Below are 10,498 nucleotides of genomic sequence, written 5' to 3'. Positions count from 1 at the left end.
TTGGTACCGCAAAGAGCGACCCACCTTCTCCGATACCCTCGCCGCCGTTCGCCGCCAGATCTGGCGCGAGCAGGGTTTCCTCACATCCGCGCCCGCAGAAGACACCACGAAACTCGCCCCAGCCCTCCGCGACGGCATCGCCCATGCCCGCTGTCACGCTGCTCGAATGGCCAAAGCCAAGCTCAGGATCGCGCCGGCCGGATCAGCAACTCCCCGCGCGCCGCCAGCCTGCTGATCCGGTCGGCGGTTCGGCACGCGACGGCTTGAATGGTCAGCGAGGGATTCACCCCACCGACGGTGGGGAAGACCGAGCCGTCGCAGACCCAAAGGTTGGGAATGTCCCAACTCCGGCAGTCGGCATCCACCACGCTCTCGCGCGGATCGCTGCCCATGCGGGCACCGCCGTTGAGGTGGCAGGTATCGTCTTCCTGCCGCCAGATGTCGTGTGCGCCGATCGCCTCCAGCGCCTGGCCCATCACGCCCATGGCATGACGGCCGAGGCGGCGGTCATTGTCGCACCAGGAATAGGTGAGACGGGCGACTGGCAGCCCGTACTGGTCGCGTTCCTCGGCCAGGGTGACGCGGTTGCGCGCCTGCGGCATGAATTCACCGACGATCTTGAGCCCGACGACGTGGTTGTAGCGTCCCATCGCGCGCATCAGCGCCTCGCCCCAAAGGCCGTGCGCCGAAAGCTGCGTCTCGGCCCAGAGCTGCGGCAGCGGTCCCTGGCTCATGTAGCAGTAGCCGCCGTGAAAATCCTTCGTGGGATGCTCGTCCACGTAGTTCCAGTGCTCGGTGAGGGACAGCGAGGGCGGCCCCTTGTAGGAGCGCACCTCGCGGTCCAGCTCGCCCCACACCGCCTGATTGCCCTGCACGGTGACGTACTTCCCGACCAGCCCGGAACTGTTGGCGAGCCCATCCGGGAAGCGTGACGTCGCGGAGTTCAGCAGCAGACGCGGCGTCTCGATCGCGTAGCCGGCGACGACGACGTTGCGGGCGCGCTGGAATCGCCACCTTCCCTCGCGATGGTACTCGACGCCGGCGGCATGGCCGCGGGCATCCATCACGATGCGGCCGACCATGGCAAGGTCACGGATCTCGGCCCCGGCGGCAAGGGCGCGTGGGATCCAGGTGACGAGCACGCTCTGCTTGGCATTGGTGGAGCAGCCCAGCGTGCAGAATCCGCGATAGACGCAAGGATGGGCGAGGCCGCGCGGCGCCGAGAGCGTCGCCAGTGGCGTCTCTGTCCAGCGCATGCCGAGCGCCTCGCAGCCATCGGCAAGGGCAAGGGCAGCGGCGTTCAACGGGTGCGCCCGGTAAGGGTAGCGTGGACGCCGAGGCCCCCAGGGATAGGTGACGGGCCCGGAAACGCAGAGCGCCCGCTCCACCTCGTCGTAGTAGTGCCACATCTCGCGCCAGTCGAGCGGCCAGTCGAAGCCGTAGCCGAGCAGGGTGCGCGACCTGAACCATTCCGGCCGGAAGCGCAGCGACACCATGGCGAAGTGCACGGTGGAACCGCCGACCGCCTTGCCGCTGTTGTTGGCGCCGAGCTGTATCGGATCGTCGCCATCGCTGATCCGGTCGTCGGTCCAGTAGAGCTTGCTCTGCGCGCTCTCGTCGGAGGCGAAGTCCTCCAGGGGGCGGAAATATGGGCCGGCATCGAACGCCACCACAGAGAAGCCGTGCTCGGCCAGCCGGCAGGCCAACGTGCCGCCACCCGCACCGGTGCCGACGATGGCGAAATCCACCTCTTCCGTTTCGGCGTGCTGCCGCATCGGTACCCAGGCCCCGGGGCGGAACACGTCGGGGGCACGGCCATCCCTGGCGCGGGGCGCGGTGAGGGGATCATCCGACACGGAGGTTCTTCCGCATGGCCGCGACCCTGTCGCCATCCCGTATCTCGGCCGCCTCCCAGGGGTCACGCTCGTCGAAGCCCATGCGGACATAGCCGCGCGGGCTGGCGGGGCCGCCCCAGCCCATCTCGCTCCAGGCGGTGGGATGCGACCAGTAGGCGGCCACCACGTCGTGCGCGAGGCGCTGGCTGAAGAACGTCTTCGGCGGCATTCCCTCCCAAGCGGCGTCGTCCAGCTCACCCTGCTGCATGCGACGCAGCAGCGTGTCCTGCGCCGCGCCATCCAGCGCGTGGAAGCGGGCGCCATGGCGGGCGCAGGCTTCCGCATCCAGCGCGCGCAACCCACGTCGCCATGCCTCGCGCTGGCGCGGCATGCCATCGCCGCGATAGCCTTCCTGCCGATCCTCGTGCAGCTTCGCGTCCACCAGTGCCGCGACGGGGACCGGCGGCCGACCGGCGGGCTGCGGCACGAGGCGCGCGGCGACGGCCTGCAACGTCACGTATTCCGACGCGGTAAGGAAACGTGGCTCGACCGGGACGGCAAGGCGTGCCTCCACCACGCGCCGGGTCTGCGCGTTCCACGACGGGGTGCGCCGCTTCCGCAGCACGTCGTAGCCGGGAAAGCGGCTCACGGCGTCATCGGGCGCTTCGTCAGCCACGGTCACGCCCCTCGAGCAGGCGCAGCGCCGCGAGCCCGGCCAGCGCCAGGCCGGTGAAGGAGGGCGGGGCCGGCAGCGGCGGTCCGTCGACGAGATTCTGCTGCCAATTGCGCCAGCCTCCCATCATCCGCTGCACACCCCAGGCGTGGAAGCCGACGCCCACGACACCGAGTGTTGCCGTCAGGCACAGCCAGAGCCGCGTGAATGGCCGCCGGCGCGGCGCGCCGAGCGCCGCGTGACCGATCAGCGCGGCCGCTACCGGCGGCATCGTCACCGGCAGCAGCATGGCCGGGTTCTGGAAGGCGCCGCGGAAATGCAGCAGCCCGGCCTCGCCCACCGTGCCGAGCAGGCCCGCGCCGGTGGCGGCCGCGACCACGCGTCCCGCCGGCCGGCCAAGGAGGCGCGGCACCGTGCCGGGAGCAGCGCCACGCACGCGCTCCGCCAGGAAGCCCATCAGGCCCGACAGCGCCATCGCCATCGGCGCCCCGATCGGCGCGCCGTAGAACAGGTTCTGCCAGCAGAGGCCGCCGGTACGCTTGCCGAGGTTGTAGAAATGGAAGCCCGTACCGGCGATTCCCGCGCCGCCGGCGAGCGCGTACGCCGTGTCGCGGGCCCGGTGCGCAACGGAACGGCGGTCCGCCATCCCGTGGCCGCTGGCCAATAGCGACAACGAGGCGGAAGCGAGGGGAATGAACATCGCCGGATTGCGGAAATCGCCGCGATAGTGCTCGATGGCGCTGTCGGCAAGTACCGAGACGGCCAGCATGCCGGCCGCGCGGTTCAGCCCGCGGGCAGCGCGCACCGCCTCGCCGTGGCCGAGCCGGGGTGCGTCGTGCCGCCATGTCCGCAGGCCCTGGCGCGGCGCCGCCCTCCGACTGCCGAGCAGCAGGCCGCCGGCGAGGCCCAGCACGGCCAGCCCCAGCAGGCGCGTTCCCATTCCTGCCGATCGTGCCTCGGCCACTCCGTCAAGCCGCCGCATAGCGCTCGGCATCCCGATGCCTGAATTCCAGCCCGTGGCCGGGCCGCGACAGGTCCGGCCGGATCAGACCGTCCCGCGGCACCGGCGCGCCGTCGAACAGGATGCGCTCGATGCGGGCGTGGTCGTGGAACCATTCGAGATGACGGAAGCGCTGCGCCGCGCAGGCGGCATGCAGGTGCATCGCCGGGGCGCAATGGGCGGACAGGTCCGTGTGATACGCCTCGCACAGCGCGCCCACCTGCAGGAAGCCGGAGACGCCGCCGCAGCGCGACGCATCGGCCTGCTGCACGTCGACGGCATCCGATTCCAGCATGCGGCGGAAATAGTCGATGTCGTAGCCGTACTCGCCCGCCGCGACCTCCATGCCGGGCGGCGCGTGCTGGCGGACGAAGCGCAGGCCGGCGAGGTCGTCCGAGGAAACCGGCTCCTCGAACCAGCATACATCCAGGCCGATGATCTTTGTCGCGAAGGCGACCGCCTGCTGCCGCGTGCAGGCACCGTTGGCGTCGACGAACAGGTCGGCACGGTCGCCGATCGCCGCCCTGGCGACCTCGACGCGGTGCGGGTCGCGCGCCGGCTCGGCACCGACCTTCATCTTCACCCAGGAAACGCCGTCCTCCTCCACCCACCGCGCCAACTGCTCGTGCAGTTCCGCATCGGAATAGGTGGTGAAGCCGCCGCTGCCGTAGATGGGCACCGCCTCCCGTCGCCGTCCCAGCAGCGTCGCCAGCGGCAGGCCGAGCAGCTTCGCCTTCAGGTCCCACAGCGCCGCATCCACCGCCGAGATCGCCGTCGCGGCGAGTCCCTGGCGGCCGAGGTTGCGCACGCTGCGCTGCATCGCGTCCCAAGCGCCGGCGACATCCATGGCCTCGTGCCCGTTGATGACGTCGGCCAGCTTGCCTGCGATCAGCGGCACGATACAGGCATCGGAATAGGTGTAGCCGATGCCCGTCATGCCGCCGGCCTCGGCTTCCGCCAGCACCAGCGTGGTGTCGGCCCAGCGCATGGTGCCATCCGCCTCCGGCCGGTCGGTCGGGATGGTGTAGCCCCGTGCCCGCAAGGCATGGATCGGTGTCTCGACCCTGCCGGGACCGGGCATGGCTCAGCCCCTGCCGCCGGGCAGGATGCCGCCCAGCACTTGGCGTGCCGTGTTCACCAGCACGCTGCCCTCGTCCGGATCGCCCTTGAGCAGGGTGGAGGTGAATTTCTTCGCCTGGTCGAGCGTGATGTGCGGCGGCAGCGGCGGCACGTCGGGGTCGGTCTTGACCTCCAGCACCACCGGGCGGTCGCTGCGCAGCGCCTCCTCCCAGGCTGGGCCGACCAGTTCCGGCATGTCGCAGTAGATCCCCTTCAGCCCGATCAGCTCGGCGAATTTGTGGTAGGGCACGTTGGGCAGGGTCTGGGTCGCCTCGAATTTCGGGTCTCCCTCCATCACCCGCTGCTCCCAGGTGACCTGGTTCAGGTCCTCGTTGTTGAACACGCAGCAGACGAAGTGCGGGTTCTCCCAACGCTTCCAGTACTTCTGCACGGTGATCAGCTCGGCCATGTTGTTCATCTGCATGGCCCCGTCGCCGACCAGGGCGATCACGGGGCGGTCCGGATGGGCGAATTTCGCGGCGATGGCATAGGGCACCGCCGCGCCCATCGAGGCGAGGCCGCCCGAGAGCGAGCACATCATGCCGCGCCGGATCTTCAGGTCGCGCGCGTACCAGTTGGCGCAGGAGCCGGAATCGCTGGTGATGATCGCCCGCTCCGGCAGGCGGGGGGACAGCTCCCAGGTGACGCGCTGCGGGTTGACCGGGCTCGCCTTCGCCTTGGCGCGCTCCTCCAGCGTCTCCCACCACTTGCGCACGTTCTTCTCGATGCGTGCGCGCCAGGAATCCCCGCTCTTCTGCTCCAGCAGCGGCAGCAGGGCACGCAGGGTCTCGGCCGCGTCGCCGACGAGGTTCACCTCCATCGGGTAGCGCAGGCTGAGCATGTCGGCCTTGAGGTCGATCTGCACGCCGCGCGCCTGGCCTTCCGGCGGCATGAATTCGGAATAGGGGAAGCCGCTGCCCACCATCAGCAGCGAGTCGCATTCCTGCATCATGTGCCAGCTCGGCTCGGTGCCGAGCAGACCGATGCCGCCCGTCACCCAGGGCAGCTCGTCCGGCAGCGCCGCCTTGCCGAGCAGCGCCTTGGCGACGCCGGCATTCAGCCGGTTGGCGACGGCGATCACCTCGTCCGTCGCCCGCAGCGCGCCGGCGCCGACCAGGATCGCGACCTTCTTCCCCGCGTTCAGCACCTCGGCGGCGCGCTTCAGGTCCGCCTCGTAGGGCACCACCTTCGGGTCGGTGTAGCCGATTCCGGAATGGATGGTGCCGTGCCGGTTCGGCGGGTCCTCGTAGGGCAGCTCCTGCAGGTCGTTGGGAAAGATCAGCGCCGTGACCCGGCGCTCGGCCATGGCGGTGCGCACCGCACGATCCACGAGGTGGCGGGTGGAGGCGGGCGTGGTCGCCATCTGCACGAAGGCGCCCGCCACGTCCTTGAACATGCTCTGCAGGTCCAGCTCCTGCTGGTAGTGCCCGCCCAGCGCGTTGCGCGCCTGCTGCCCGGCGATGGCGAGCACCGGCATGTGGTCCATGCGCGCGTCGTACAGCCCGGTCAGCAGATGCGAGGCACCGGGCCCCGAGGTCGCGATGCAGACGCCCAGCTCGCCGGTGAACTTGGCGTAGGCCGAGGCCATGAAGGCGGCCATCTCCTCGTGCCGCACCTGGACGAACTCGATCTTGTCGGTGCCGAAGCGTTGCAGCCCGCCGAGCAGCCCGTTGATACCGTCGCCCGGATAGCCGAACACCTTGCGCACGCCCCAGTGGTGCAGGCGTTCCCAGAAGAAGTCGCCGACCGTCTTGGCCATGTCCGCACCTGCCGCGCCGCGCCCGAGTGCCGCGGCCCGCCGGGCCGCCGCTTCCGGTTTCCCGAACGCGGCCGGCCGCCGCACTGTTCCTTCCGGTGTCGGCGCGTGGCGCGGAATGAAGGCGCCGCAGGCCGTCGAGGATTCCGCCATGTTGCACCGCGGCCGTCGGCCTGGCGACCTGACGGTCGCAGCGCGGCGTGCGATGACGACGAAAGGGGCGGAACGGCACCCCTCGTCGCGCGTCGTGAGGGTGAGGCAGGCAATCGCCCGTTAGTGAACCTCCCTTACGATTTCTTCATCCGAGCCGGCTGGACGTCCACGCCACCGGGCGACAGCATCGACGCGCTCTGCCAGGAGGCACGCGCATCCCTGCGCCCCGACAACGTTCGCCGCGCGCGCCGCAAGCCGCCAAGCCCGTGACGAACGGGTGACGCAGCTTTTCCCGCCTGTCGCCAACACGCTGGCGCGTGCCGCGCTGCTCGGCGCCGCGCTGCTGCTGCTCGGCGGGATGGGGCTGCTGGTCACGATCCCCTTCACCCCGCACGTCACGCGGCAGGACGTGGTGGTGGAACAGCCGGTGCAGTTCAGCCATGCGCACCATGTCGGCGGGCTCGGCCTCGACTGCCGCTACTGCCACACGGGTGTCGAGCAATCACGCTTCGCCGGCCTGCCGCCGACCCATACCTGCATGACCTGCCACTCGCAGCTCTGGACCAATGCGGCGATCCTGGCGCCGGTGCGGGAATCCCTGGCGCGCGACGAGCCGCTGCGCTGGGTGCGCGTCCATCGCCTGCCGGACTACGTCTACTTCGACCACAGCATCCACGTCGCCAAGGGCGTCGGCTGCTCCACCTGCCACGGCGCGGTGCAGCGCATGCAGCAGGTCCGCCAGGTGGCGCCGCTGACCATGGGCTGGTGCCTGGACTGTCACCGCGACCCGGCGCCGAACCTGCGGCCGCGCGAGGCGATCTACGACATGGGCTGGACCCCGCCGGCCGACCAGCGCGCCCGCGGCGAGGCATTGATCAGGGCCTACATGATCCGCACCGAGCACCTGACCGACTGCTCGCGGTGCCACCGATGACCGGCGGGCCGTCCCTCCCGCGCCGGCAGGCGGCGCTGGCGCTGCTCGCCTCCGCCGCCACGCTCACCGCCTGCGGCGAGCCGCCGGAGGAGATCATCCCCGCCGTGGAGCAGGCGGAGGACGCGGTGCCGGGCGTGCCGCGCCGCTTCGCCACCGCGCTGCCGCTGGGCGGCTACGGGCGCGGCGTGGTCGTCACCTCGCACGAAGGGCGGCCCACCAAGGTGGCGGGCAACCCGGACCACCCCGCCAGCCTCGGCGCCACGGATGTCTTCGCCGAGGCGGCGGTGCTGTCGCTCTACGATCCCGACCGCTCGCGGCTGGTGCGCGAGACGGGGCGCGGGGGCGCGCAGGTCGCCTCCTGGGAGGGCTTCGTCGCCGCGCTCGCGCCCCGCCTGCGCGTGCTGGAGTCGCGTCGGGGCGAGGGGTTGGCGCTGCTGACCGGCCACCTCACCTCGCCCACCCTGCTGCGCCTGATCGACGCCGTGCGCGCCCGCTTCCCCGGGTTGCGCCACCACGCGCACGAGGCGGTGGGCGAGGCCCAGGCCCTGGCCGGCGCGGCGCTGGCCTTCGGCCGTCCGCTGGCCACACACGCGGCCCTGGAGCGCGCCACGGTGGTGCTGGCGCTGGATGCCGACCCGCTCGGCCCAGGCCCCGACCAGATCCGCCATGCCCGCGCCTTCGCCGCCCGGCGCGCGGCGCAGCGCGGCGGCGCGACCGATGCGCGCCTCTACGCCGCCGAGCCGGTGATGAGCGTCACCGGCGCCAAGGCCGACCACCGCCTCGCCGCGACGCCCGGGCTGGTGCGCGACCTCGCCGTGGCGCTGGCGGCGCGACTGGGCGCCGGGCTGCCGGCGCCGGACCTGCCGCCCGGGGCCGCGCGCTTCCTGGCGGCGGCGGCGGACGACCTGCTCGCCCACCAGGGCGAGGCGCTCGTGCTGGTGGGCGAATGGCAGCCGCCGGCGCTGCACGCCCTGGCGCACTGGATCAACGCCCGGCTGCGCGCGCCGGTGGCGCTGACCGAGCCGGTCGGGCCGGCCACGCCGCCTGCCACCCTGGCCGAGCTGGCCGGCGACCTGCGCGCGCGGCGGGTGGACACGCTGCTCGTGCTCGGCGCCAACCCGGCCTACGACGCGCCGGCGGCGCTGGGCTGGGCCGAGGCGCTGCGCGATTCCGGCGCCTTCTCCGTGCATCTGGGTGGCTGGCGGGACGAGACGGCGGCGCTCTGCCGCTGGCACCTGCCGGAGACGCACCCGCTGGAGGAATGGGGCGACCTGCGCGCCACGGACGGCACCGCCGCCATCGCGCAGCCGCTGATCACCCCGCTGTACCGCACGCGCTCGGCGCACTGGCTGCTCGGCCTGCTGCTGGGACGCGACGATCTTTCCGCCCGCGAGGCGGTGCGGGAGACCTGGGCGGCCGCTCGCGCGGGCGCCGATGGCGAAGCTGCCTCCGCGGCGCCGGCCGACCGGGGGGCGGGCGGCGGCGGGATGGCCGGACAGGGAGCAGGCGGCGAGGGGGCGGGACAGGAGACGGCAAACCGGGGGACGGCAGACCGGGGGGCGGCAGGTCGGGGAACAGCAGACGGGGGAACGGCCGGACGGGACGCAACTCGGTCGGCGGCGTTCGAGCGCTGGTGGCGCCGCGCCCTGCGCGACGGCGTGGTGCCCGGCAGCGCCGCCCGGCACGTCGCAGCGCCGGCGCCGCGACTCGTGCCGCCGCCCACCATGCCCGAGGGGCCGTTCCTGCTGCTGCGCCCCGACGCCGCGCTCTGGGACGGGCGCTTCGCCAACAATGCCTGGCTGCAGGAATGCCCGCGGCCGCTGACGCGCCAGGTCTGGGGCAATGCGGCGCTGCTGGCCCCGGCCGAGGCGCGCCGGCTGGGCCTGTCGGAAGGCGACCTGGTTCGCCTGACCCTCGACGGGCAGGCGCTGGAGGTGCCCGTCCTGCCGCGCGCCGGCATGGCGCCGGGCGTGGTGGCGCTGGCGCTCGGCCACGGGCGGCGGCGCGCGGGCGCGATCGGCGACGGGGTCGGGGCCGATGCCTACGCGCTGCGCCGGCCGGATTCGCCCTGGGCCATGCCGGGCCTCGACATGCGCGCCACCGGACGGCGCGGCACGCTGCTGCGGCTGCAACCGGAAACGCCGCTGGAGGGCGAGACGGCCACGCTGTTCCGCACCGCTGTCGCACCGCGGGAGCCGGTGCCGCCGAGCCTCAACCCGCCCCTGCCGCGGGGCGCGGAGGCCTGGGCGATGGTGATCGACACCACGCGCTGCATCGGCTGCAACGCCTGCGTCGTCGCCTGCCAGAGCGAGAACAACGTCCCCGTGGTCGGGCCGGAGGAGATCGCGGTGGGCCGCGACATGCACTGGCTGCGCATCGACACCTATGACACCCGGGGCGACGCCCAGGATGGCACCGGGAGCGGGGCCGGCCCGGAAGCCGATCCGCGCCCCGGCTTCCAGCCCGTTCCCTGCATGCATTGCGAGCACGCGCCCTGCGAGCCGGTCTGTCCCGTCGCGGCCTCGGTGCACGATTCCGAGGGGCTGAACGTGCAGGTCTACAACCGCTGCATCGGCACGCGCTTCTGCCAGGCCAACTGCCCCTACAAGGTGCGCCGCTTCAACTTCCACGGCTACGCGGACGGGCAGGAATACGCCAGCCTCGGCGCCCCCGTGGTGGCGGCGCAGCGCAACCCGGAGGTGACGGTGCGCGCGCGCGGCGTGATGGAGAAGTGTACCTACTGCGTCCAGCGCATCAGCGCCGCCCGGCGGACCGCCGCGAAGGAGGATCGGCCCATCGCCGAGGGCGAGGTGGTCACCGCCTGCCAGTCCGCCTGCCCGGCGCAGGCCATCGCCTTCGGCGACCTGCAGCGGCCGGACTCCGAGGTTTCCGCCCTGCGCCGCCAGCCGGCGCACTACGCGCTGCTGGAGCATCTCGGCACGCGGCCGCGCACCACCTACCTCGCGGCGCTGCGCCACCCGAACCCGGCGCTGGAGGACGGCGCGTGAGACCCGGCGCGCCCCCGCCG

At 72.4% G+C, this 10,498-nt stretch carries 7 protein-coding genes; 2 read left to right on the top strand and 5 right to left on the bottom strand.

The features are described 5' to 3' along the window. Nucleotides 1-182: 182 nt before the first annotated feature. The 5 genes from M0638_RS22200 to M0638_RS22180 are packed head-to-tail and all read right to left on the bottom strand — an operon-like array spanning nt 183 to nt 6,386. Nucleotides 183-1,856: a GMC family oxidoreductase gene (locus M0638_RS22200; protein WP_248669147.1), complete on the bottom strand. Its 1,674-nt coding sequence runs from the start codon at nt 1,854-1,856 to the stop codon at nt 183-185. Next, nucleotides 1,846-2,484 carry a gluconate 2-dehydrogenase subunit 3 family protein gene (locus M0638_RS22195; protein WP_248669146.1) on the bottom strand — a complete coding sequence of 213 codons (639 nt, stop codon included), beginning with the start codon at nt 2,482-2,484 and terminating at the stop codon, nt 1,846-1,848. The genes M0638_RS22200 and M0638_RS22195 overlap by 11 nt, the downstream gene beginning before the upstream one ends. 19 nt (nt 2,485-2,503) lie before the next feature. Further along, on the bottom strand, nt 2,504-3,421 hold the full coding sequence (locus tag M0638_RS22190; RefSeq protein ID WP_248669145.1) for a hypothetical protein: 918 nt from the start codon (nt 3,419-3,421) through the stop codon (nt 2,504-2,506). Between the two features lie 55 nt (nt 3,422-3,476). Further along, nucleotides 3,477-4,589: an enolase C-terminal domain-like protein gene (locus M0638_RS22185; protein ID WP_248669144.1), complete on the bottom strand. Its 1,113-nt coding sequence runs from the start codon at nt 4,587-4,589 to the stop codon at nt 3,477-3,479. Nucleotides 4,590-4,592: 3 nt separating this feature from the next. Then, nucleotides 4,593-6,386, bottom strand: coding sequence for a thiamine pyrophosphate-requiring protein (locus M0638_RS22180; RefSeq protein WP_248669143.1), 1,794 nt, complete (start codon nt 6,384-6,386; stop codon nt 4,593-4,595). A 427-nt stretch (nt 6,387-6,813) separates the two neighbouring features. Here M0638_RS22180 and M0638_RS22175 point away from each other — a divergent pair, with 427 nt between their 5' ends. Further along, entirely contained in the window at nt 6,814-7,470 is a 657-nt protein-coding gene (locus M0638_RS22175; RefSeq protein ID WP_248669142.1) for a cytochrome c3 family protein, read from the top strand. Then, a complete protein-coding gene (locus M0638_RS22170; RefSeq protein ID WP_248669141.1) occupies nt 7,467-10,478 on the top strand; it encodes a 4Fe-4S dicluster domain-containing protein in 3,012 nt (1,003 codons plus the stop codon). Before M0638_RS22175 ends, M0638_RS22170 begins: the two co-directional genes overlap by 4 nt. The last annotated feature ends 20 nt before the right edge of the window (nt 10,479-10,498 follow it).

The organism is Roseomonas acroporae (assembly GCF_023223525.1).
GTDB classification, from domain to species: Bacteria; Pseudomonadota; Alphaproteobacteria; order Acetobacterales; family Acetobacteraceae; genus Roseomonas_E; species Roseomonas_E acroporae.
The sequence above is the reverse complement of the archived record's forward strand: the minus strand, read 5'-3'. Positions and strand labels throughout refer to the sequence as shown.

Bases quoted from the DNA above. Each gene is read 5' to 3' on its own strand.
- M0638_RS22185 (WP_248669144.1), bottom strand. From the start codon at position 4,589: ATGCCCGGTCCCGGCAGGGTCGAGACACCGATCCATGCCTTGCGGGCA.
- M0638_RS22180 (WP_248669143.1), bottom strand. From the start codon at position 6,386: ATGGCCAAGACGGTCGGCGACTTCTTCTGGGAACGCCTGCACCACTGG.
- M0638_RS22170 (WP_248669141.1), top strand. From the start codon at position 7,467: ATGACCGGCGGGCCGTCCCTCCCGCGCCGGCAGGCGGCGCTGGCGCTG.